The organism is Streptomyces sp. DSM 42067, assembly GCF_055792885.1.
In genome coordinates, this window is the sequence record NZ_CM147706.1 from 523,452 (window position 1) to 546,298 (window position 22,847).

The following is a 22,847-nucleotide window of genomic DNA, read 5'->3' on the forward strand; positions in this document are numbered from 1 at the left end:
CCCGCTGCAAGGAGCGGGGCCGACCACAGGAGCGCTCTTGGCGACGGAGACAACCGCGGACACCATCCGTCCCGCGATCAACGCCGCACTGGCCAGACGCCTGGTCGATTCGCAGTTCCCGCAGTGGGCCGACCTGCCCCTGGCGCTGCTCGACCCGGCCGGCTCGGACCATGTGATCTACCGGCTGGGCGAGGAACTGTCCGTTCGCCTGCCCCGCCACGCCGGGGCCATCGGGCAGGCCCGGAAGGAGTACGAGTGGCTGCCCAAGCTCGCCCCGCACCTGCCACTGGCCATCCCGGCACCGGTGGGGGTGGGTGAGCCCGGCTTCGGCTATCCATGGCCATGGGCGGTGTCCCGCTGGATGGACGGCGAGGTGGCGACCATCGCGGCACTGGCCGACTCGACCGAGGCCGCCGTCGAACTGGCGGAGTTCCTCACCGCCCTGCAGCAGTTCGCGCCCGAGGACATCCCTGTCGCGGGCGTCCGCGAGGACCTCACACCCGGGCGGCTGGCCGACCGGGACCACTCGACGCGGGCCGCCATCGCGGAAATTGACGGTACCTTCGACGCCGCTGCCATGACCGAGCTGTGGGACGCGGCGCTGAGCGCCCCCGAATGGGATCGCCCTCCCGTCTGGTTTCACGGCGACCTCCACACCGGCAACCTGCTGACCGTCGACGGCCGCCTCAGCGCTGTCATCGACTTCGGCAGCCTCGGCATCGGGGACCCGGCCCCCGACCTGAAGATCGCCTTCGCCCTGATGTCGGCCCGGAGCCGTGCCGCCTTCCGCGCCAAGCTCGGCGTCGACGACGCCACCTGGACGCGGGGCCGCGGCTGGTCCCTGGCCGCGGGCCTGAGCGCCTACACCGCCTACGCCGCCGTCGATCCCCGGGTCGCGGCGCAGACCACCCGTCAGATCAACCAGACCCTGATCGGTTAGGCGACCGATCACCGACCCGGCCGTGACCCGGACCGGGAACCACGCCCACGACACCCGGCGGAAAGCGATCATCTGGTGCTCGGGATGGGCTTGCCCGGGTACAGAGCTACGTGAAGACCAGGACGGCCCGACGGCCGCCGTCTGCCCCGCTCGCCAAGGAGGACGTATGACCACCCTTGCCGACCCCGTCATCGGCGGACGCCCCGGTGATGTCGAGCGGGCCACCGCGCTGAGCGTGGAGCTGTCCGGGCAGGGCGTACACGGCATCGTGCTGGCCTATGTCGACACCGCGGGCATCGGCCGGGTGAAGACGATCCCGACGGCCCGGCTCGCCTCGGCGACCGCCTGGGGCGTCGGGATGTCACCGGTGTTCGACACCTTCCTGGCCAACGACTCCATCGTCTCCACCGATGTGCTCGGCTCACCGGACGGCGATCTGCGCCTCTACCCCGCCCTCGACCAGCTGGTGGTGCTGTCCGGACAGCCGGGCTGGGCGTGGGCCCCGGTCGACCGGATCACCCAGGAGGGCGAGCGGCATCCGGCGTGCAGCCGCACCTTCCTGCGCCGGATCGTCGCGGACGCGGCCCGGCAGCACGGCATCACGTTCAAGGCGGGCATCGAGGTCGAGTGGTCCATCGGGCAGGGGTCGGCGGCCGGCGACGAGTTCGTCCCCGCGACCTCGGGTCCGGCCTACAGCGCCACCCGGCAAGTCGAACTGAGCGACTACGCCGCCGAGTTGATGGCAGCGTTCGCGGCACAGGGTGTGGACGTCGACCAGATCCACCCCGAGTACGCCGCCGGTCAGTTCGAGATCTCGGTGGGCGCGCTCGACCCGGTGGCCGCGGCCGACCGGAGCGTGCTGGTGCGGCAGACAATCCGGGCGGTGTCGCAGCGCCACGGGCTCAAGGTCTCGTTCTCACCGGCCGTCTTCGCCGAGGGCGTCGGCAACGGCGGCCACGTGCACATCTCGGCCTGGCGCGACGGGGTGAACCTGCACTCGGGTGGTGACCGCCGGTACGGCATGACGGCCGAGGCCGAGTCCTTCGCCGCCGGGATGCTCGCGCACTTGCCCGCGCTCACGGCCGTGACCGCCCCCAGCCCGGCCAGCTATCTGCGACTCAAGCCCTCGCAGTGGGCCGGGGTGTTCACCGCCTGGGGCCGCGAGACCCGCGAGTCCGCGGTGCGCGTCATCACCGGTACGGCGGGGCGGCGCGAGCAGGCGGCGAATCTGGAGGTGAAGCCGGTCGACCTGGCCGCCAACCCGTACCTCGCGCTCGGCTGCCTCATCGCCTCCGGGCTCGACGGGCTGGAGTCGTCCGCGCCCCTGGCCGAGGAGATCACCGGGGATCCCGCGCGGTTCAGCGCCTCGGAAGCGGCGGCCCGGGGCGTGCGCCGCCTGCCGACGTCGCTGGACGAGGCCGTGGAGGAGTTCCGCAAGGACGAGCGGCTCCGCGCCGCGCTCGGACCGGTCCTGGCCGACGCCGTGATCGCCGTGCGCCTCGGGGAGATCGCGGCCGTGGCGGGACTGGACGACGAGCTGGTGGCGGCGGCGTACCGGTGGAAGTACTGACAGGTGAGCACGCCATCCCCCACCAACGGGCCGGTCCACGAGTTCCTCGCCGGTCTTCCGCTCGTGGATCACCACTGCCACGGCGTCGTCACCGCCGATCTGAGCCCGCAGAGGTTCGAGTCGCTGATCACCGAGGGCGGCTTATGGCCTGGCAGTGGCATCACGCCTTTCGACAGTCCGGTCGGCGTGGCCATCCGCCGGCACTGCGCGCCCGTGCTGGGCCTGCCGCGGCACGCCCCCGCCGCGGAGTACCTGGCACGGCGAGCCGAGCTGGGCTGGCACGAGGTGAACCGGAGGTTCGTCGCCGCCGCGGGCACCGGCGTGTTCTGCGTCGACACCGGGTACAGCCCGGACCCGGACCGCCTCACGACACCTGCCGAGCTCGCCGCCGCGGGCGGTGCGGCCGCCGCGTACGAGGTCGTACGTCTGGAGAGCGTCGCCGAGGCCGTGGCGGCCAAGGGAGTGGAGCCGGGTGAGTACGCCGCGGCGTTCGTGGCGGCCTCGCACGCGGCCGCCGAGCGGCCGGGCGTGGTGGCGGTGAAGTCCGTGGCCGCGTACCGCACCGGGTTCGACCTGGACCCGAGCCGCCCGTCGGACGCGGACGTCACCGAAGCGGCCCGGCGCTGGCTGCGTACCGGGGAAAGCGCCACGAAGACGCACGGACCCCATGAGGAGACCCCTGTCCGCCCCCGGCTGGACGACCCCGTACTCGTGCGGCACCTGCTCTGGACGGCCGTGGATCTCGGGCTTCCTCTTCAACTGCACACCGGCTTCGGGGACAACGACATCCGGATGCACAGGGTGGATCCCGCCCATCTGACCGACTGGCTGCACCTGACCTCCGGCACCATCCCGGTGCTGCTGTTGCACTGCTGGCCCTACCAGCGCCAGGCCGCCTATCTGGCGACGGTCTTCGAGCAGGTGTACCTCGACGTCGGGCTCACTCTGCACTATGTGGGACCCGCCCGCGCCCGGGCGATCCTGGAGGAGGCGCTCGAGATCACCCCTTTCCGCAAACTGCTCTACAGCTCGGATGCCTACGGGGTGGCGGAGTTCTACCAGCTCGGCGCGCTGGCCTTCCGGCAGGGCCTGGCCGGGCTGCTCCAGGAGCGGGTGAACACCGACGACCTGAGCCTGCCGGACGCGCTCCGTATCGCCGCCTGGACCGGACGCGACAACGCCTTCCGCGTCTACGGACTCCCCGCAGGGCTCCCCTGAAGCACTCCCCGAACGCGATCCCGTACCTGACGGCGACCACGCTGAGCGCGGAACCACCTGGCGGCTGCCGCGGCCAGCGCACCGGGATAATGGGCAATAGGGGCAAAGTGTGCGCTTTCGAGCACGGCAGGCGCAGCAGCATCCGGGTGTCTCGTCCCCTCAGGGGCGAAGATCTCAGCGAGAGCGAGATGAGCGACCATGGACCGGCGCATCACCGCCGACCAGGTAACGAGTCCCCTCGAAGAGGTTGTCGATGAGGCGCTCACGGCTCGCGCCACAGTCGACGAACACGGAACCGTGACCGGGTGGAGCCGTGGTGCCGAGCAACTGCTCGGGTACTCCTCGGCGCAGATCCTGGGACGCCCGGCGGCCGCTCTCCTCGCCGATGAGGCCACGGCACGGGATCTGCCGCCACTCACCCAGTTGCCGAGGTGGCACGGAAGGCTGGCGCTCAGGCACCGGGACGGCCACCGCCTGGAGATCAAAGTGCTGGCGCACCACAGGATGCCGGACCACGGGAGCCGCGAATGGCTGCTGCTCTCCGCCCTGACCCAGACCCTCACCCGTCCCGCGGCATCCCTGGACGCACTGTGCGACACGGTGCTCGCAGCCGTGCTGCCCCAGCGGCCGATCGACGACGTGGCCCTGCTCGTCGCGCGCACCCGCGCGCTGAACGCCGACCAGGTCGCCACCTGGGACGTGGCCGCCGATCCAGCCGCCGTCGCCCAGGCCCGCAAGGACGCCGTCGGCCGGCTGGAGGCCTGGGGTCTGACCGACGCCGTCTTCGTCACCGAGCTGGTCGTCAGTGAACTGGTCACCAACGCCATCCGGCACGCCGAGCCGCCCATCCAACTGCGTCTCATCCACGACCGCAGCCTCATCTGCGAGGTCACGGACGCCAGCAGCACGGCGCCTCACATGCGCCGCGCCCGCACCTACGACGAGGGCGGCCGCGGACTGCTCCTGGTCGCGCAGCTGACCCAGCACTGGGGCACCCGCCACACCGCCAAGGGCAAAACAATCTGGGCGGAACAGACCGTGACGTGACGAGCAGAGCAACGGCCCGCACGCGTGCCGCGAACAAGCTCCAGGCCACTGCGCAGCAGCGGCTCACCACCGACCGGGACTGCCAGTGGCGCTTTCGAACCTCGGCGCGGCTGCTTACACGCCCGGCTGTCAAGCCGTTGTGTGCCGCCGTCGGCCAGGCCAGGACGATGCTCAGGCGCTTCGGGCCCGCCCCGTGCCCGCACTCCGGGCCGGGTCAGCCGGCGACGCAGGCAAGCTCGATGGTGTGTCCGGTGTGCTGGGCCTTGGCTTGCAGATAGCGCACATTGCTGCCGGTGGCGAAGACGCCGGTCGGCACGGTGGTGCGTACCGAGATGCCCAGGTCGTCCAACTGGCTCGCCTTGTCCGGGTTGTTGGACAGCAGATCGAGCTTCCGGACGCCGAGAGCGGTGAGCATCTGGGCGGCGGCGGTGTAGTCGCGGGCGTCCTCCGGAAGGCCGAGGGCGGTGTTGGCCTCGTACGTGTCCAGGCCGGTGTCCTGGAGCGCGTAGGCGTCGAGCTTGTTGTAGAGACCGATGCCGCGGCCCTCCTGGCGGAGGTAGAGCAGGATTCCCCCGGCGGCGTCGATGCGCTGGACGGCCTCGCGCAGCTGAGGGCCGCAGTCGCAGCGTGCGGAGCCGAACACATCCCCGGTCAGGCACTCGGAGTGCAGCCGCACCAAGGGGGTGTCGGAGCCGGTGGGGTCGCCCAGGACCAGCGCCACATGCTCGGCGCCGTCGGCGAGGCCGTGGAAGGTGACAGCCTCGGCGGTGACCGCGTAGCCGTCGGCGAAGCGCAGGGGGATACGGACCCGGGTGCGCACCGTGGCGCCGGCAGGGGTGGCGTGCATCTCGTCTCCGGTGGTCGAAGATCAGGCTCGATTCAAATTTGAACGAGCGGCCGCCACGGTACCGCAGATATTTGAATTTGAACAACCCATGTAGGGTGGAGACATGGGTCACCCGAGATGGCTGAGCGAGGAAGAGTCGCGGGCCTGGCATGCCTTCCTCGCTGCCGGCGCGCTGCTGAACCGGCGCCTGGACCAGCAGCTCAAGGACGAGGTGGGCCTCTCGCACCTGCAGTACGAGATCCTCGTCCGGCTCTCCGCCGAACCCGGGCACGAGATGCGCATGACGGAACTCGCCGACGCCCTCTTCAACACCAAGAGCGGACTGACCTACCAGATCACCCAGCTGGAGAAGGCCGGGCTGGTGCAGCGCCGCGCCTGCACCTGGGATGTTCGCGGGGTCAAGGCGGTCCTCACCGACGCCGGACAGGAGATGCTCAAGCGGGCGGCCCCGGGCCATGTCGCCACCGTCCGCGAGCTGCTCATCGACGTCCTCACCCCGGAACAGCTCATCGCCCTCGCCGACGGCCTCGGCGAGGCCAGTCGGCGCATGTGCGACGGGAACGCCTCCGGCCCCCGGTAGGGACCCGCGGCTTCGACGACGGGCCGCTCGTGGTCGCGGAATTCGAGGACAGCCGGCCTGGCTTTGCCCAGCAGCTCTCCCCAGCCCTTTCAGGACTGGTACGGCTGCTGGTGCGGTTGCCCGTACGTCTGATCGCCCTGGCCGCGCGCGCCGCCCTGCCCCTGCAGCTGCTCCGCCTGCTCCTTGGTCACCTTCTGCTCCGCGCCACAGAAGGTGCACTGCGTGGCGTACTTCGTCGAGAACGCGAACAGCGGCACGAAGAACAGCGTGAACTTCGTGACGCGCTTTTTGAGCGTGTGCGCGGAGGGATTGCCGCAGTGGCCGCACACCAGCGTCAGTATCGCGAGCTGGTACAGGTATCCCTTGGTGCCAAAGATGATCATGCTGTTGGTCCTTCCCGGGTCAGTGCCTGCCGCCGGAACAGTGCCGGCGTGCCGCAAGGTGTGGTCACGGAGCCCAGTCTCGTGCACGGTCGGTGCGTTCGGCGGAGGGCGCGGCGCGGTGTCGTCAGCGTAAGGCCCTGAACCGGGGGGAACATCACCGAGGAGGGCCTGCCTCGATGCCGCGGCAGGCCCTCCTCGTCCCCCGGTCTCCGGTCACCCGGCCTTTTCAGCCGCCCCGGACGAGCGGTGCGCGAGCCTTCCGCAGCCCGCCGTCCGCGGCTCTCGACGGGCAGCACCCCCGTGGCTGCCGCGAGGCCGAACGGAGGCATGTCGAAGTAGATCGACTCATACGATCCCTCGGGCACGACATAGGCCTCGTGCCACAGCCCCACGTGCTGGCGCACCTTCCCCGCGCGCTCCTTGCGGCTGGTGATCGCCCACACCTTGTGGTGGAACATGTCGGGCGAGGTCGCGTACGCGTAGAGCTTCTCCTTGGACTCCCAGTACTGGACCACGTAGTACGTCCGCGGCGAGGCGGTGAGCAGGACCCGCCCCAGCAGCCCTCGGCCCCTGTCTTCGGCAAGCTCCCCCAGCATGCGAAACATCGACAGCATGACCGGCAGCCACTGGTGCACCGCCCAGAAGTGGTTGATACGCATACCGATCAGCAAGACCACCGCATCACCTTCCACTGCGGCGGTTGTCCGGCCCGGAATCGGTTTCGCGAACATGGCGACCCCCGGATCTGCTGATCGGATAGCGGCACTATCCTTCTCTGGCGGTGCTTGGATAGTTGCACTCCCCAAGGAGAGGCGCAAGAGATGCGGCTGGCCGAGTTGAGCGAGCGCAGTGGCGTGTCCATCGCCACGATCAAGTACTACCTGCGCGAAGGGCTGTTGGCGCCGGGCCGCCAGGTCAATGCGACGACGGCCGAGTACGACGAGGATCATCTGCGCCGGTTGCGTCTGGTGCGCGCGATGATCCAGGTCGGCCGGGTCCCGGTGGCGACGGTCCGGGAGGTGCTCGGGCACATCGACGACGACTCCCTCGGCCGTACGATCCGGCTGGGGGCCGCCCTGTGGGCGTTGCCGCAGGTCCCCGAGCCGGACGAAGAGGACGAGGCCGTCCGGGACGCGCACCGCGAGGTCGACCGACTGTTGGAGACACTCGGCTGGTCGAACGCCCAGGCCCTGATCACCATCTCTCCCGCCTACCGTTCGCTGGTGGTGGCGGTGGCCACGTTCCGACGGCTCGGCTACGACTGGGGCGCCGAACTGATGGCGCCGTACGCCCAGTTGATGCACCGGGCGGCCACCCTCGACCTGGACTTCGTGGAGACCCACCCGTCGGAGGCTGAGAAGGTCGAGACCGCGGTCCTGGGGGCGATCCTCGTCGAGCCGATGCTGCAGGCCCTCCACCGGCTGGCCCAGGAGGAGGAGTCGGCGCGGCGGTACGGCTTCGAGTGAGCCCGACCGCGCGCGCCAGGAAGCTGCTCAGGGCGGGTCTTCGGCGTCGGTCCGGGCCGTCCGGTCGGTCTAAGCTCGGCGCATGGCGAAGTACTTCGACGTGCACCCGGAGAATCCGCAGCGACGCAGCATCAGTCAGGTGGTCGAGATCATCCGTGACGGAGGTCTTGTCGCCTACCCGACGGACTCCTGTTTCGCACTCGGATGCCAGCTGGGCAACCGAGACGGGCTCGACCGCATCCGCTCGATCCGTCACCTCGACGAACGGCACCATTTCACACTGATGTGCCAGGACTTTGCGCAGCTGGGCCATTTCGTACGCCTGGACAACACGGTGTTCCGCGCAGTCAAGGCGTCGACCCCCGGCAGCTACACCTTCATCCTTCCCGCGTCGAAGGAGGCACCGCGCAGGCTGCTGCACCCGAAGAAGAAGACCGTCGGAGTCAGGATTCCCGACCATGTCGTCGCGCAGGCGCTCCTCGCCGAACTCGGCGAGCCGCTGCTGTCCAGCACGCTTCTCCTGCCCGAGCAGGACAAACCGCTCACCCAGGGCTGGGAGATCAAGGAAGAACTCGACCATGTGGTGGACGCGGTGATCGACTCCGGTGACTGCGGCGTCGAACCGACGACCGTCATCGACTTCTCCAGCAGAGAGCCCGAGATCGTCCGCCGTGGAGCGGGCGACCCCACGCCATTCGAATAGCCGCCACCGCGCCGCGTACAACCCTTTCACCCGCCGGCGCCTTCGTGCCCGACCACAACGAGGCGAACGACGCCTCCGGCGCCGATGTCCACATCGACGCCGCGACTACAGCAGTTCCTCGATCGTGATCGGCAGGGAGCGGATGCGCTTGCCCGTCGCGTGGTACACCGCGTTGGCGATCGCCGCCGGCGCGCATGTGATGCCGACCTCGCCGATGCCCTTGATGCCCATGGGGTTGTAGCGGTCGGGCTCGCCGACGAAGACGACGTCGAGGTCGGGGACGTCCGCGCTGACGGGGATCAGGTAGTCCCCGAACGTCGCGTTGGTGATGCGGCCGGTCGCCGGGTCGAACGCCGTCTCCTCGAACTGCGTCATGCCGATGGCCATCACCATGGCCCCGGCGACCTGGCTGCGTGCGGTCTTCTCGTTGAGGACCCGGCCCGCGTCGACCGCCGCCACCAGCCGCGTGACCTTGAGGAGCCCGAGCTCCTCGTGGACCCGGACCTCGGCGAACTGGGCGGCGAAGGCACCTGCGGGCGACATCGTCATGCCCTCGGCCTTCGGCGTGGGGTCCGTCTCGCCCTCGGCACTGAGTTCGTCCTTGCCGTGTCGCTCGAGGATGTCGGTGTACGACTCGCCGACGCCGGGGTCGTCCGACAACTGCAGGCGCCCGTTGGTGGCCATGACCTCGTCGGGGTCCCTTCCTCGCAACGGCGAGCGGTCGTCGTCGCGGACGAGGTCGAGGAACGCCCGTACGAGATGGGCGGCGGCGTCCTCGATGGCGCCGCCGAACGCGACCGCGAGGCCGGAGCCACCGGACGGCGGGGCGAGGGGCAGGGCGCTGTCGCCGATCTCGACGTGCACCTGGTCGACTTCGAGGCCGAGCAGTTCGGCGACGATCTGCGCGGCGATCGTGTACGTGCCCGTCCCGATGTCCGTGGCCGCGGCGCGCAGCCGTGCGACGCCGTTCCGGCCGAGGGACAGGGTCGCCCGGCAGGGCGTCGCCCACCAGCTGTAGGCGACGGCCGCCATGCCGTGGCCGATCAGCCATTCGCCGTCCCGCATGGATCCGGGTCCGGCGTTGCGGTGGTGCCAGCCGAAGCGTTCGGCGCCCACCCGGTAGCACTCGCGCAGGGCGTTGCTCGACCAGGGCAAGCCTGTCTGCGGGTTGACCTCGGCGAAGTTGCGCAGCCGCAGTTCCAGTGGGTCGATTCCCAGGCGGTGGGACAGCTCGTCCATCGCCGACTCGAGCGCGAAACTGCCCTCCGCGTGGCCGGGGGCGCGCATGGCCCCCGGGTTGGGGATGTTGAGGGCCACCAGCCGGTCGTGCGTGGCGAGGTTCGGACAGTCGTATGCCTCGCGGGTCACCACCGTGATGGGTTCGAGGTTGGACTCCTCGGCTCCGGTGGTCGACGTCCCCTCGTGGTCGATGGCGACCAGACGGCCGTCGGAGGTTGCGCCGATCCGCAGGTGCTGGACGGTCTCCGGCCGGTGGCCGACGGACGTGAACATCTGGGGCCGTGGCACGACAAGCTTGACCGGGCGGTCGAGGATGCGTGCGGCGAGCGCGGTGAGCACCGTGTGCGGCCAGGTGCGCAGTCCCGCGCCGAATCCGCCGCCGAGGTACGGGACGAGAACCTGTACGGCCGACTCGTCCAAGGAGAAGATCCCTGCAAGGACATGACGCTCCATCACGGGCCACTGGGTCGAACTGTGGATCAGCAGCCTGCCGTCGTCCCAGCGTGCGACCGCGGCGAACGGTCCCAGCGGATTGTTGGTCACAGGCGCCGTGTGGAACCGCTCGTCGTAGACGATGTCGGCCGCGGCCAGGGCCTTCTCGACATCGCCCCGCTCGACGTCCATCTGGTAGGGGTTCGTCGTGACCTGCGCCCTCGGGTCGTCGATGTCGAGGATGGCCGCCGTCTCGTCGTACTCGACCCGCACAAGCCGGGAGGCCGCTCTCGCCTCCTCGAGGGTCTCCGCCACCACGACGGCCACGTGCTGCCCGTGGTGGACGATGCGGTTGTCCTTGAGCGGGAACCGCGGAGAGGGACCGAACGGCGTCATCACCTCGTGCACGAGCTTGGGGACGTTCTCGTGGGTGATCACCGCGAGGACCCCGGGCGCCGCGAGCGCGTCCGCCGTGTCGATGGCGCGGATCGTGCCCGCAGCGATGGTCGACTGCACGAGCACGGCGTGCGCCATGTCCGGGTAGCCGACGTCCGACGGATAGCGGGCGCCTCCGGTGACCTTGAGCTGTCCGTCGATGCGGTCGACGGGCTCACCGACGATCTTGTTGGGCGAAGGTGCGGTCATGCCTGCGCTCCCGAGACGTACTTCAGCGTGCGGACGATCAGGCGCTGGGCCAACCCGACCTTGAACTCGGTACCGGGGACCGTGTAGAGATCCCGCAGCGCCACCTCCGCGGCCGCCCGGAAGTTCGCCTCGTCCGCCTGCCTCCCACGCAGCAAGTCCTCCGCCGCCCAGGCCCGCCAGGGCACCGTTCCCACGCCACCCAGCGCGAGACGGGCCTCGGTGATCGCACCCTCCTCGATGCGCAGTGCCGCCGCCGCGGAGACCAGGGCGAACTCGTACGAGGCCCGGTCCCGGACCTTCACGTACTGCGCGCGCAGGCCCGCCGCAGGCAACGGCACATCCACATGCGTGATCATCTCTCCGTGCGCCAGCACGTTCTCCACATCCGGCCGCTCGCCCGGCATGACGTAGAACGCGGTCAGCGGCACGCTGCGCTGCCCGTCCGGGCCCTCGATACCGACCACCGCGTCCAGCGCCACCAGCGCCACGCACAGGTCCGACGCGTGCAGCGCGATGCAGTTATCGCCGGCCCCCAGGATCGCGTGCATCCGCGCCGGTCCCCGCACCGCGGCACAACCCGAACCCGGGAGGCGCTTGTTGCACGCCGCCACGGCGCGATCACGGAAATAGCGACAGCGGGTACGTTGCAGCAGGTTCCCGCCGATCGTCGCCATGTTCCGCAACTGCGTGGACGCCCCGGACAGCAGCGCTTCCCGCACCATCGGCAGCCGCTCGATCACCACCGCGTCCGCGGCCAGCTCCTCCATCGTGGTCAGCGCGCCCACCCGGAGCACACGGCCGTCGACGACGCTGGTGCCCCGCAGGGGCAGCCGGCCGATGTCCACCAGCGTGCCGTACTCCACCACCCCGTCCTTGAGCAGCAGGTCCAGCTGCGTGGTACCCCCCGCCAGATACGCCGCACCCGGATCCGCGCTGACCAGCGCGATCGCCTCCGCCAGCTGCTCCGGACGCCGATACTCCAGCACGCTCACGACATCCCACCGCCCTGCTGAGCGATCTCACGGATGGCCGCCACGATGTTCGGATACGCACCGCACCGGCACAGATTGCCGCTCATGAACTCACGGATCTCCGCGTCCGAACCGGCCCGCTCCTCCGCCAGCAGTGCCACCGCGGACATGATCTGCCCCGCCGTGCAGAACCCGCACTGGAAGCCGTCGTGACGGATGAACGCCTCCTGCAGCGGATGCAGTTCGCCCCCAGGCGCCAGACCCTCGATGGTGGTCACTTCACGGCCGTCGCACTGCGCAGCCAGCGTGAGACACGACACCACCCGCCGACCGTCCAGCAACACCGTGCACGCACCGCACGCGCCCTGGTCACAGCCCTTCTTCGTACCGGTCAGCTCCAGGTGCTCCCGCAGCATGTCCAGCAGTGTCACGCGGCTGTCCAGTTCCAGATGCCGCTCTTGCCCATTGACCTGCACGGTCACCGTCGTCCTGCCGACGACGGACGCACCACCCATGGAACTCTTCCTCACGATTCGTTCGCTCTCGGCTCGCTCGACAGCACACACGCACCACCGCGCGCGGGCCCCGGTGTCCTACGGTGCCGACCTGACGGAGGCGGTTGCCGCCTCACCCAGGGGTTCAGCAGCGCCCAGCAGGCCTTCCGCGAAGGCCAGTTGGACTTCCTGATGATGTGGTCCGCCGCCTTCGCGGTCGTTGTAGTGGTAGACGTGGATCTCCTTGCTGCCGGCGTAGTGGTGGTGTGCGGCATACACGGTGGACGGCGGTCGGGAAAGTCCACGTCCTCCCAGATGTGGCTGGAGTCGATCACACAGCAGACGTAGTCGTTGTGGCGGAGAACATCGCCATGCTCGGACTCCCAGTACTCCTCCATGGGCGGTTTCTTCGGAAGCGTCCGGTCCCGGTGGCCCGCGTAGAACCGCTCGTTGCTCCGCCCCACCTCCTCGATCTCCTCGTCGGAGAACACTTGCCGGGACAGGTACCAGCCATGGTCCCGGTAGAAACGGACCTCTTCGGGCGACGGCAGCAGCGCTTGTTCTGCCGGCGTCAGGGAGAAACCCGCCATGACTGTGCTTCCTTCGATCCCTTGTGGCGTGAGGTGAGCACTGGTGCTTGGGGTCGTCAGTATCGTTTCGCCACTTCCGCTCGGGCCGCCCGCCGCTCCGGGTGGTCCGACGGTTCACGCGGATGCAGGGAGGACGGGCGACAATGAGCCGCGATGACCACCGCCGGTTCCGCCGCCCGTGCCATCCGGGTCCCGGGGCGCCGAAGAGCGCAGGTTCTGACGCTGCTTCTGGTGGGCCGCGCCCTTTCGGGACTGTCCGCCGCGCTGATCACCGGAGCGGCCACCGCCGGCCTCACCGAGCTCGCGCCCGCCGCGCTCGCGCGGGCATCCTCGCCCTCGCCGCGAACATGGGCGGCCGCGCCTGCGGCACCGTGCTCGGCGGCGTCTGCGCCCAGTCAGCGCCCGCACCCGGTACACCCCCTTCTTGCTTCCCCCACGCAACCGGTCCACCCCGGCGATCCGGCATCCCGCCCCCAGCGCGTCGCGCACCACTGCTGACAGGTCCTCGGTCCCGGCGAATCCACGCATCCGGGGAACGCACTCAATTCCGTGCCGACGCGCGCACGGTTATTCAGCGTGCTGTGGACCTTGCGGACGGAAATCCGACCAATTGCCCCCGCTCGCTCCGGTGCGGCAGCAGTGCGATCGACGCCGCGGCGACGGCCGCGAGTACGAGCCAGGGCGCAGCCGGCGGCAGGCCGGTGTCGAGGAGGGATCCGGCTCCCGCGCTGCCGGCCAGCACGATCAGGCCGGATACGGACGACATCGCACCGGTGTAGAGGCCGAGCCTGCCGTCCTCGGCGAGGTCGGGCACCCAGGCGCGGGCGGCGGGCGCGACGAGCATCTGGCCGAGGGTGAGCAGGACGACGAAGCCCGCAAGGGGCAGCAGCCCCGCCGTTCCCGTCCACGCGGCGGGACGGGCAAGGGCCACGACGGCGAACCCGGCGGCGATGAGCAGCATGCCGGCTGCCATGGACCGGCGCAGGCCGAGCCGGTCCACCGTCCACCGCGTCACCGGCAGTTGGGCGGTGACGACCAGCAGCGACGACATGGCGAACAGCCACGCCAGCGGCGCCTGTGAGCCCGCCGCGCGCTCCACCTCGTCGGGGAGGAGGAGATAGAGCTGGTTGTACGCCAGCAGATAGGCACCGTATGCGCCGCACAGGCGCATGAAGCGGCGGTTGCGCAGCAGGGTCGCCGCGCCGCCGGACACCTTCGGCCGCGCCGCCCGTCCGGGAGTGTGCCGCGGGAGCAGCCACAGGTGCCCGGACAGAACGAGTACGAACACCCCTGCGCCCGCCAGGCACACCGCGCGGAAGTCCGCCCACAGCAGCACCGCCCCGAGGAACGGGCCGACGAACGCGCCGGCCTGGCCCGCGACGGTGAACAGGGCGAGCACGTGCGTACGGGAGCCGCCGCCCGCCTCCTCCCGGCGCAGGGCCTGCCGCGCCACCTCGGACTCCACGGCCGGTGAGAACAGCGCGGCGGCGAAGCCGATCAGCAGGACGGCTCCGATGACCGACCAGGTCTGTTCCGCGTATCCCAGCCAGGCGAAGCCGGCGATGCGGAGCACGCAGCCCGTCAGCACCACCGGCCGGGCACCGTACCGGTCGGTCAGCGCGCCGCCCACGACGAACAGTCCCTGCTGGCTGAAGGTCCGCAGCCCGAGCACGAGGCCGACCAGCCAGCCTGCCATCCCGATGGCCGTGCCGAGGTGTTCGGCCAGGAAGGGCAGCACGGCGTAGAAGCCGATGTTGAAGGCGAGTTGGGTCAGGATCAGCAGGCGCAGGAGGGGTGAGAGGGTGCGCCAGGTGCGCTCGCGGTGCGGCTTGGCGCGGTCGGCCGGGTGGGTGGTGGCGGCGGGCGCACCGCGTCCCGGCCGAAGGCGGGCAAGGGCTCGGGCGGGCTGTTCGGTCATCGGGCACCCTCTCGTACGGTGGCGGCTTCCTTCCGGGGCGTCGGTGTCGCCCCGGCGTGTGGCTGGTCGGGCTCGGACAGGAGCCGGTCGGGGAGGGTGCCCGGGTGGCGCTCCCGGGGTGGCCTTGCCCGCCGGGGCGGCCGCGGCCACCGCACACCGTCCGCCGCGGTCACCGCGAGTGCGCCCAGCAGGGCGTACACCGCCCGGTAGCCGCCCTCCGCAGCCGCGAAGTCCAGGCAGCTCACCTACCAGTTGGCGGGCAAGCCCGCGCCGCCGGTGCTCGGGGCGTACGTACACCCGCCGCAGTTGAGCGGTCTCCCCCGACGGGTAGCGCTCGGCCAGCCACCGCGGACTCGGCGGATGGGCCGGCCCTCGGGAGTCCAGCGCCGCCGTCGCGACGACCGCACCGTCCCACTCGTCGACCGCGACCAGCAGAGTGTGCCGCGTGGGCGCGAGATAGGCGCCCTGCAGATCGATGATGTCGCGGTGCCAGCGCGGGACGTATCCCGTGCCGAAGTCGCGGTAGACGGAGTCGAGCATCACGACGCGCCCGCCGTCGAGTTCGTCGGGGGTCGCCGTCTACTGCCAGTGTCACGCACCTGCACATCATATGCATTAAGGAGATGCATGCTTGACCGGCGGCTCGGGCCGCTACCGCGGTCGCATCAGCTTCAGGTCCTCACCCCAGGCGTCCAGGACGGCACCGTGCCCGGCGCCCCGGGCCGCTGCCTCGACACGGGCGAAGAGGCGCCGTTGCAGAGACACGTCACCCGTTGCAGAGATGCGGTCCACGGCCTCCAGCAGCAGGTCGGCGCCCCAGCCCGGCAGCGGATACCGGGCGAGTTCCCACTCCAGGTACTTGTTGTAGGGGCGAGGGCGACGGTCGAGCGCGAAGAGCAGTTCGAGCAGAAACCGGATGCTGTCGGCGGCGTCGAGGCGGGCGGCGAGTGCATGTCCGTCGCGGTCGTTCTTGACGGAGCGGTAGAGGGAGTTGGCATAGGCATCCAGCCACCCCTCCGCGTCGCGGAATGCTTCATCGGCGTCGAGCCGCGCTTTGGCGGCAGGATCTGAGCGATTCCTCCGTCGAGCCGGTCCAGCACGATCTGGGCGCGGGCGAGGGCGTAGCGCTCGAAGCCTGGCATTCCGGCTTCCCGGAATGCGGAGAGGGTGAGGACGACGAGGTCGAGGGCGGCCGTGCGGTGGCCGGCGAACCCAGTGAGAGCCGTGGTGGCGCCATCCGCGACGACCACATACAGGTCATGGTCCGAGTGCTCCGTCGTCATGCCCTCGTGGGCGTGGGAACCTTTGAGGACGAGACCGACTACTGCGGAGTCGGCGGTGGCGAGTTCGACGAACCGGTCGTAGGTGAGGGGCTGCAGGGCAGTCATCGGAAATTCTCCGGTTTTAGGACGAGGAAGGCGATTGGGTATGCCTGCCGGCGGCCCCGTCGGACGGAGCCGCCCGCACGTCAGGGCGGCACTCGGCCACCGTTCGGAGAATCAGCGCACGGGCGGACCATATCGTCCGGGTCGTGCACGAGCTACCGAGTTCTGAAGGCCTCGGAAGGAATCGCGGCCGCCGACCGTCGGCCTTCAGCCGCGTCGCGCTTCGTGTTTGGGCGTGATGATCTCATCGACGAGCCACTGTGCGATCTGTGGAGGTTACGGCCTCCGCAGGCACAGGCTGTGCACGATGTGCGTACCGACCGCCGACCGCCACACCCGATGCCCCGGGACACGGAACTCAGCACGCTCAGCAAAGGAGGCGACCGTGACCGAACGACTTCTGGACGTCCATGACTTGCGGGTTCTCTACCGCGAGCGTGGTCGGCGTCGGGGCCCCGCCACGCCCGCCGTCGACGGCGTCACCTTCCACCTCTCGCGGGGCGAAACCCTCGGCCTGCTCGGCGAATCCGGCTCCGGCTCCGGCTCCGGCTCCGGCAAGTCAACGATCGGCAACGCGATCCTGGGTCTCGTGCGCCCCACCGGCGGACGCATCCTCTTCCACGGCGAGGACATCACCCACGCACCGCCCGCGGGACGCCGTCAACTCGCCCGGCACATCCAAGTGGTGTTCCAGGACCGTCCCTAGAGACTGAGCATGAGTTGCACAGGCTCAGCCGCGTGCCCCGAACGGTGTTGGGCACACTGGTCCCCCACTTTCGCTCCGCATCCGGGCGGCACGCATCGTGTGCGTGGTCCGGGGATGCGGGGGCGGGTTCCCTCACGCCCCGAGGCACCCGGTCCGGCCTGAGCGGTCCGACGCCAGCGGGGCGGGGAGCTTGATGCTCACCTCACCGTCGGGGGTCACACGGATGGTCTCGTTGCCGTACCGCTTCCCCGACTCCCCGTCGGCCTGCAGAAACTGGCGCCCAGCCTGCCAGCGGGCACGCCACGCGGCCTCGCTGAGACCGGCCGCCCGAAGGTGATGGCGCGTGGTCAGCAGCTGTTTTCCGCCACGCACCACGTGCACGATGCCGGGTCTGCCAGTCGCTCCGTGCCGCTTCGAGCCGGTCCTGAAGGACTCGCAGGCGGCGCGACTTCGCGTGCCACTCCCGCCGCGAGCGGTAGCCGCCCGGGGCGTGCCTGCCGCCCTTCTCCCCCACCGGCAGCGAGAGCCGGTGGGCGATCGTGCGCACCCCCACCTCCAGACTCTGCACATGCGCGAGCTGGGCCCGCCGGGCCAGACCCCACTGGTCGTGCGTGGCCTTCGTGATCGACCCCGCCCACCGCGAGGACGACTGCCCGGTCAACACCCTCTTTCGCTCCGCCCACCCATCGCCGTCGTGATCCAGCCCGGCCGCGCAGCGTGCCTTCAGGTCGCGGGAGGCGAGCGAGCCGAGGTGGTCGCCGACCAAGCGGATCACCTGCTCGTCGTCGGCGGTCAGGTGCTTGAGCCGGTCACGGACTGCCACCCCGGACGGGCCAGGCACCACGAACGTCGCCGCCACCTCCCGCAGCACCCTCACCCCGATCCCCTTCCCTATCAGGGACAACGCACTCCGCCACCCCGCCCAACGGCCAACATCCGAAAAGGTCACGCATTCGACAGACGAACCAGCGTTTCCCTGTAGCCCGACGGCCCCTGCCCCGTCCCACCCCATGTCACCAACCCGGCAATGAGGAGCACCCGTTGGACATATCAGGGAATGTCGCGCTGATCACCGGAGGCGGTTCCGGGCTGGGGCTGGCGACCGCACGCCGCCTGGTCAAGGCCGGCGGAAAGGTGGTGCTGGTCGATCTGGAGACCTCCCAAGGGGCGCAAGCCGCCGAGGAACTGGGCGACCAGGCGGTCTTCGTCACGGCGGACGTCACCAGCCCGGAGCAGATGACGGGCGCCCTGGACGCCGCAGAAACGCTGGGGCCCCTGCGTATGGTCGTCATCTGCGCCGGGATCCTCCGGGCGTTCCGCATGGTCAGCCAGGACAGGGCCACCACCCGACGTGCCGATTTCCGACGCGTGGTCGAGGTGAACCTGACCGGGACGTTCAACGTCGTCCGACTCGCCGCCGAGCGGATCGCCGCGCAGCGGCCGGTCGCCGGCGAGCGGGGCGTCGTGATCATGACGGCTTCGGTGGCCGCCTTCGACGGGCAGATCGGCCAGGCCGCCTACGCCGCTTCCAAGGCCGGCGTCTCCGGAATGACCCTGCCCGTGGCACGGGACCTCGCCGACAATCTGATCCGCGTGGTGAGCATCGCACCGGGCCTGTTCGAGACTCCCATGCTCGCCGGTCTGCCCGACAAGGCACGAGCCGCGCTCGGCGCCCAGGTCCCGCACCCGTCGCGGCTCGGCCGTCCGGACGAGTACGCCGCACTCGTCGAGCATATCGTGGCCAATCCCCTGCTCAACGGGGAGACCATCCGCCTGGACGGCGCCATCCGCATGGCTCCCCGCTGAGCCGAGCCCCTGGGAATCGAGGCCGGTTGTCAGACCCCTGCGCTACGTTGCGGCCATGTCGGAATTCGTATTGGTGGCGGGTACGTGGCTCGGATCGTGGGTCTGGGACGAGGTGGTGCCGGAGTTGCGTGCGGCCGGGCATGGCACGCACCCTCTGACGTTGTCCGGCCTCGCCGACAAACAGGGCGTGCCGGCCGGACAGCAGACTCACGTACGCGACATCGTCAGCGAGGTCGAACGCCTCGATCTGCGCGACGTCGTCCTGGTCGGGCACAGCTACTCGGGCATACCGGTCGGCCAGGCCGCCGAGCGCATCGGTGACCGGCTGACCCATGTGGTGTTCGTCGACTCCAACGTTCCGGCCGACGGCGAGTCCTTCGTTTCGGCCTGGCCGGACGGCCGGGCGATGGTGGAGGCCTCGATAGCGGAGAACGGGGGCTTCTGGGCGCCCCTGACCGCCGCCGACTACGCCGGCCAGGGTCTCACCGACGAGCAGATCGTGCGGATCGTAGGCGGCTCGACACCGCACCCGGGCGCAACGCTGACCGAACCGGCGGTGCTGGCACGCCCCCTCGGCAAGCTTCCCGCGACGTACGTCAAGTGCCTGCTCGACGGTGCCGAGCCGAACGACGACGTGGCCGAGCTGCTGAAGAGCGAGCACTGGCGGCTGGTCGAGATGGACACCGGCCACTGGCCGATGTTCTCCCAACCACGCGAGCTTGCGCGGATCCTGCACCGGGCAGTCGTGGAGTCCTGAGCCCATTCGGGTGCGGCGCCCTCAGAGCGACGAGCCGACCTCCTCCCGGATCCCCTCGCGGACGTAGGCGCCCTGCTGGACCAGTTCGCGCTGCACCAGCGCCGCGGGGACCTCCCGCGGGCTGCGGTCCATGCGTACCGCGAGGGCCGCGCACACACCGGCGGCCTGTCCGGTGGCCATGGCGATGGGCATCACCCGGTACGAGGAGTGGGCCACGTGCGTGCCCGAGATGCAGCGGCCGGCCACCAGGATCCGGTCGGTGTCGCGGGGCAGCAGGCAGCGCAGCGGGATGTCGTACATGCTGCCGCGGGGCACCCGCCGCAGCGTGGTCCCTGAGCCCCGCGGATTGTGGATGTCGACGGGGTACGCGCCGTGCGCGATCGCGTCCGGGAAATGGCAGGCGGCGAGGATGTCATGGCCGGTGAGCTGGTAGTCGCCCACGATGCGGCGGCTCTCGCGTACGCCGATCTGTACGCCGCTCTGCGCGATGTACGAGGCCTCGAAGCCCGGTACGTGATTGCGCAGGAAGCGGTCGATCTGCTCCATCTGGCGGCGCGCGACGTGTTCGGCGCGGGTCAGGTCCCAGACGCTGGTGCCGAATGCCCGGGTGACGCGGGTGCTGTTGACGCTGACCTCGTGGGGGTGCGGCGTGGCGAAGAAGAGGATGTCCTCACGCGGCAGGACCAGTTCGCCGTGCTCCGTCGCCTCCTTGACGAGGTCCCACAGGCCATGGACGCCGCGCCACTGGTCGGGGTGGTCGCGCACGTAGGCGGCGAATTCCGGCTGCATGAAGTCCACGACGCGGAACATCAGCGTCATCGGCTGCGTCAAGTGGTCCTCACGCCGTCCGATCTCGTACCGGGCGCCGGCGGCCGCCGCGATGTCGCCGTCGCCGGTGCAGTCGACGACCACCTGCGCATCGATCACGACGGGGCCCGACTTGCTCTCGAAGACGACCCGCCGGCCGTCCTGAAGCGGCAGCACGGTGGACGCGAAGGAGTGGAGCAGCAGCCGCACGCCCGCCTCGTCCAGCATGTCCAGCGCGACGAGCTTGAAGATCTCGGGGTCGAACGGCACGGTGTAGCCGGTCTCGACCGACGGCGGGATGGCGCCGCCGTGCTCGGTGAGCCGCTCGAGGAGCCGTGACACCACGCCGGCGACCACCGGTTCGCCCTGCCCGTGGTCGGTGGGCAGCAGACGGGTGGAGTCGCCCTCCAGGGCCTGCTTCTTCTCGTTGTGGAAGGACATCAGCGGCATGACGAGGGCCACGGTCGCGTTGCCCCCGAGGAAGCCGTACCGCTCGACGAGGATCACATCGGCCCCGGCTTCCGCGGCGGCGAGCGCCGCGCCGAGGCCGGCCGGTCCGCCGCCCACGACGAGTACGTCGGCCGTGCCCGCGTGCATGGCCTCGCGCGGCGGAAGCACGACGGTGCGCGGCTTCTCAGGTGGCTTGAGAACCGGCATCGGCTTCTCCCTCCGCAGGGGACGGAGTGGCGGCGCTCAGGTCGGGCATGTACGCGCCCGGCACCGCGGGGGCCGGCGAGGTCGGGGCTCCGGCGCCCGACTCGGATGTGTCCGCGCCCGGTACGGCTGGCGCGGAAACCCCGGCGCTCAGCTCCGGCGTCTCCTGGCCGGCCAAGGGACGCTTGCCAGAGCCGTCCGGCGGGCGCTCACCCGAGCGGGCCAGGGAACGCTCGCCCGAGCCATCCGGCGAGCCCTCCCCCGAGCCGACCAAAAATCGCTCACCCGAGCCGCCTGGAGAGCGCTCACCCGAGCCGGCCAAGGACCGCTCCCCCGAGCCGCCCGGAGAGCGCTCACCCGAGCTGGCCAAGAATCGCTCACGCACGCCGTTCGGCGAGCGCTCACCCGAGCCGGCCAAAGATCGCTCGCCCGCGCCGGCCAAAGACCGCTCGCCCAGAGCGGCCGAGGGCCACTCGTCCGGACCGGCCAAGGGCCGTGACCCGGCCGCGTCGATGTCCGCCAGCAGCGCCGCGCAGCGCCCGCACGTCACCTGGGACAACTCGCGCAGCTCCGCGACACGTGCACGAACCTGGTCACGCTGTTTCGGATACTCGTCCCACAGCCGGTCCACCTCAGCGATCAGCAGCCCCGCCTGCTCCCTCGCCACCCCGACCAGCGCCGGAGCCCCCAGTCTGCGGGCGAAGTCGAAGACCTTCCCCGCGTACGGAAGCGGCAGGAACGGCACACCGGACAGCGCGGCGAAGATCAGGAAGTGCAGCCGCATGCCCACGGCCAGGTCCACGTGCCGCATGAATCCCAGAAACTGCGCGGGGCTGTACTCGCCGTGGAGGATGCGCCCCCGGTCCGGCGCGGTCATGTGGGACAGGACCGCGTGCGCATGACGTACGTCCTGCCGCTCCATCGGCATGAAGACCACGTACGCCTCGAGGCGCCGCACCAGGAAGTCCGCGACATCGGCCAGCAGCGCATGGTAGTCGCCCACGTCCAGATGCTCGGCCGCCCTGCCCGGCTCCCGTACGGACATCGCCACCAGGCGCGCACCGTCCGGAATCCCCTCGTACCGCAGCATCCGCTCGCTGAACTGGTCCGGCGCGAGCATCATCGCCGGGTCCGCGGTGACCGCGATGTCCCGCTGGACACCCGCCTCCTCCAGGACCAGCCGGGACTCGTCGTCACGCACCACCACGTCGTCCATCCTCGCCAGAGCGGTGCGTACGGCCTTGCGGTCCTCGGCCTCGCGCAGCGGTCCGGCGCCCACGGCGTATGCGAACGTGCGTACGCCCAGCTCCTGCGCGGCGCTCACCAGCCGCAGGTAGCGGCGGGCCTCCCCGTCGTACAGGACACCGCCACCCCCGAGAACCAGCAGGTCGAGGCCGGACAGCGACTGACGCATCTGCTGCTGGCTGATGCCCTCCCAGCACGTCACGTCGTCCGCGGCGATGTGATGTGCCTTGGTGTGGTCGGGATTCCTGCTGAAGAGGACCAGCCGCGCGTCCGGCCGGCAGGCGCGCAGGCACCCGATCACGCAGGCCAGGATGGATTCGTCACCGATGTTGATGCCGCCGTACGAGCCGAGCACCCCGATGGCGGGCGTCCGTGCGCCGGCTGTCCCTGTGCCCTGGTTCCCGGTCATCCGTACCTCCGACACGTGGCTCTGTGATGGGGCAG

The 22,847-nt window shown here is 70.4% G+C and carries 19 protein-coding genes and 4 pseudogenes; 10 read left to right on the top strand and 13 right to left on the bottom strand.

The features are described from left to right. Positions 1 to 37 precede the first annotated feature (37 nt). The 4 genes from ACSMXV_RS02765 to ACSMXV_RS02780 all read left to right on the top strand — a co-directional run bounded on the left by ACSMXV_RS02765 (position 38) and on the right by ACSMXV_RS02780 (position 4,775). A complete protein-coding gene (locus ACSMXV_RS02765; protein ID WP_473176098.1) occupies positions 38 to 940 on the top strand; it encodes an aminoglycoside phosphotransferase family protein in 903 nt (300 codons plus the stop codon). A gap of 166 nt (positions 941 to 1,106) precedes the next feature. Then, on the top strand, positions 1,107 to 2,510 hold the full coding sequence (locus ACSMXV_RS02770; RefSeq protein ID WP_473176099.1) for a type I glutamate--ammonia ligase: 1,404 nt from the start codon (positions 1,107 to 1,109) through the stop codon (positions 2,508 to 2,510). A 3-nt stretch (positions 2,511 to 2,513) separates the two neighbouring features. Further along, the gene (locus tag ACSMXV_RS02775; protein WP_473176100.1) at positions 2,514 to 3,728 is read left to right on the top strand and encodes an amidohydrolase family protein; all 1,215 of its coding nucleotides are present in this window, start codon (positions 2,514 to 2,516) and stop codon (positions 3,726 to 3,728) included. A 198-nt stretch (positions 3,729 to 3,926) separates the two neighbouring features. Continuing rightward, entirely contained in the window at positions 3,927 to 4,775 is an 849-nt protein-coding gene (locus tag ACSMXV_RS02780; protein WP_473176101.1) for an ATP-binding protein, read from the top strand. Between the two features lie 214 nt (positions 4,776 to 4,989). Here the strand turns inward: ACSMXV_RS02780 and ACSMXV_RS02785 are convergent, their stop codons facing one another. Beyond that, positions 4,990 to 5,622: a GTP cyclohydrolase II gene (locus tag ACSMXV_RS02785; protein ID WP_473176102.1), complete on the bottom strand. Its 633-nt coding sequence runs from the start codon at positions 5,620 to 5,622 to the stop codon at positions 4,990 to 4,992. A 103-nt stretch (positions 5,623 to 5,725) separates the two neighbouring features. Here ACSMXV_RS02785 and ACSMXV_RS02790 point away from each other — a divergent pair, with 103 nt between their 5' ends. Further along, entirely contained in the window at positions 5,726 to 6,202 is a 477-nt protein-coding gene (locus ACSMXV_RS02790; protein WP_473176103.1) for a MarR family winged helix-turn-helix transcriptional regulator, read from the top strand. 89 nt (positions 6,203 to 6,291) lie between these two features. On the opposite strand, the gene ACSMXV_RS02795 is transcribed toward ACSMXV_RS02790, so the two are convergent. Both ACSMXV_RS02795 and ACSMXV_RS02800 read right to left on the bottom strand, forming a co-directional pair. Then, a complete protein-coding gene (locus ACSMXV_RS02795) occupies positions 6,292 to 6,585 on the bottom strand; it encodes a zinc-ribbon domain-containing protein (protein ID WP_473176104.1) in 294 nt (97 codons plus the stop codon). Between the two features lie 213 nt (positions 6,586 to 6,798). Next, positions 6,799 to 7,316 (bottom strand): annotated as a pseudogene (locus tag ACSMXV_RS02800) (DUF4188 domain-containing protein). 90 nt (positions 7,317 to 7,406) lie between these two features. Here ACSMXV_RS02800 and ACSMXV_RS02805 point away from each other — a divergent pair. After that, entirely contained in the window at positions 7,407 to 8,051 is a 645-nt protein-coding gene (locus ACSMXV_RS02805; protein ID WP_473176105.1) for a MerR family transcriptional regulator, read from the top strand. Positions 8,052 to 8,133: 82 nt separating this feature from the next. Next, on the top strand, positions 8,134 to 8,754 hold the full coding sequence (locus ACSMXV_RS02810) for an L-threonylcarbamoyladenylate synthase (protein ID WP_473176106.1): 621 nt from the start codon (positions 8,134 to 8,136) through the stop codon (positions 8,752 to 8,754). A 105-nt stretch (positions 8,755 to 8,859) separates the two neighbouring features. Here ACSMXV_RS02810 and ACSMXV_RS02815 read toward each other — a convergent pair whose 3' ends face one another. From ACSMXV_RS02815 to ACSMXV_RS02845, 7 genes and pseudogenes are all read right to left on the bottom strand, one after another. Beyond that, complete coding sequence (locus ACSMXV_RS02815; RefSeq protein WP_473176107.1) at positions 8,860 to 11,070, bottom strand: xanthine dehydrogenase family protein molybdopterin-binding subunit; 2,211 nt, start codon at positions 11,068 to 11,070, stop codon at positions 8,860 to 8,862. Beyond that, a complete protein-coding gene (locus ACSMXV_RS02820) occupies positions 11,067 to 12,062 on the bottom strand; it encodes an FAD binding domain-containing protein (RefSeq protein ID WP_473176108.1) in 996 nt (331 codons plus the stop codon). The genes ACSMXV_RS02815 and ACSMXV_RS02820 overlap by 4 nt, the downstream gene beginning before the upstream one ends. After that, positions 12,059 to 12,556: a (2Fe-2S)-binding protein gene (locus tag ACSMXV_RS02825; protein ID WP_473176109.1), complete on the bottom strand. Its 498-nt coding sequence runs from the start codon at positions 12,554 to 12,556 to the stop codon at positions 12,059 to 12,061. The genes ACSMXV_RS02820 and ACSMXV_RS02825 overlap by 4 nt, the downstream gene beginning before the upstream one ends. A 78-nt stretch (positions 12,557 to 12,634) precedes the next feature. After that, the gene (locus ACSMXV_RS02830) at positions 12,635 to 13,243 is read right to left on the bottom strand and encodes an acetylxylan esterase (RefSeq protein WP_473176110.1); all 609 of its coding nucleotides are present in this window, start codon (positions 13,241 to 13,243) and stop codon (positions 12,635 to 12,637) included. Between the two features lie 453 nt (positions 13,244 to 13,696). After that, the gene (locus ACSMXV_RS02835) at positions 13,697 to 15,043 is read right to left on the bottom strand and encodes an MDR family MFS transporter (RefSeq protein ID WP_473179216.1); all 1,347 of its coding nucleotides are present in this window, start codon (positions 15,041 to 15,043) and stop codon (positions 13,697 to 13,699) included. A 252-nt stretch (positions 15,044 to 15,295) separates the two neighbouring features. Then, a pseudogene (locus ACSMXV_RS02840) lies at positions 15,296 to 15,583 on the bottom strand (GNAT family N-acetyltransferase); the annotation flags it as partial. Positions 15,584 to 15,694: 111 nt separating this feature from the next. Beyond that, positions 15,695 to 16,431, bottom strand: a pseudogene (locus tag ACSMXV_RS02845) (hypothetical protein). A 382-nt stretch (positions 16,432 to 16,813) separates the two neighbouring features. Here ACSMXV_RS02845 and ACSMXV_RS02850 point away from each other — a divergent pair. Further along, the gene (locus tag ACSMXV_RS02850) at positions 16,814 to 17,134 is read left to right on the top strand and encodes an ATP-binding cassette domain-containing protein (RefSeq protein WP_473176111.1); all 321 of its coding nucleotides are present in this window, start codon (positions 16,814 to 16,816) and stop codon (positions 17,132 to 17,134) included. A 171-nt stretch (positions 17,135 to 17,305) separates the two neighbouring features. On the opposite strand, the pseudogene ACSMXV_RS02855 reads toward ACSMXV_RS02850, so the two are convergent. After that, positions 17,306 to 18,070 (bottom strand): annotated as a pseudogene (locus ACSMXV_RS02855) (IS200/IS605 family accessory protein TnpB-related protein); the annotation flags it as partial. Positions 18,071 to 18,175: 105 nt separating this feature from the next. Between ACSMXV_RS02855 and ACSMXV_RS02860 the strand changes: the two are divergent. Next, on the top strand, positions 18,176 to 18,940 hold the full coding sequence (locus ACSMXV_RS02860) for an SDR family NAD(P)-dependent oxidoreductase (protein WP_473176112.1): 765 nt from the start codon (positions 18,176 to 18,178) through the stop codon (positions 18,938 to 18,940). A 55-nt stretch (positions 18,941 to 18,995) separates the two neighbouring features. After that, a complete protein-coding gene (locus ACSMXV_RS02865; RefSeq protein ID WP_473176113.1) occupies positions 18,996 to 19,697 on the top strand; it encodes an alpha/beta fold hydrolase in 702 nt (233 codons plus the stop codon). A gap of 21 nt (positions 19,698 to 19,718) precedes the next feature. Here the strand turns inward: ACSMXV_RS02865 and ACSMXV_RS02870 are convergent, their stop codons facing one another. Next, positions 19,719 to 21,161, bottom strand: coding sequence for an FAD-dependent oxidoreductase (locus ACSMXV_RS02870; RefSeq protein ID WP_473176114.1), 1,443 nt, complete (start codon positions 21,159 to 21,161; stop codon positions 19,719 to 19,721). Beyond that, entirely contained in the window at positions 21,139 to 22,812 is a 1,674-nt protein-coding gene (locus ACSMXV_RS02875; protein ID WP_473176115.1) for a polysaccharide pyruvyl transferase family protein, read from the bottom strand. Before ACSMXV_RS02875 ends, ACSMXV_RS02870 begins: the two co-directional genes overlap by 23 nt. Positions 22,813 to 22,847 lie beyond the last annotated feature (35 nt).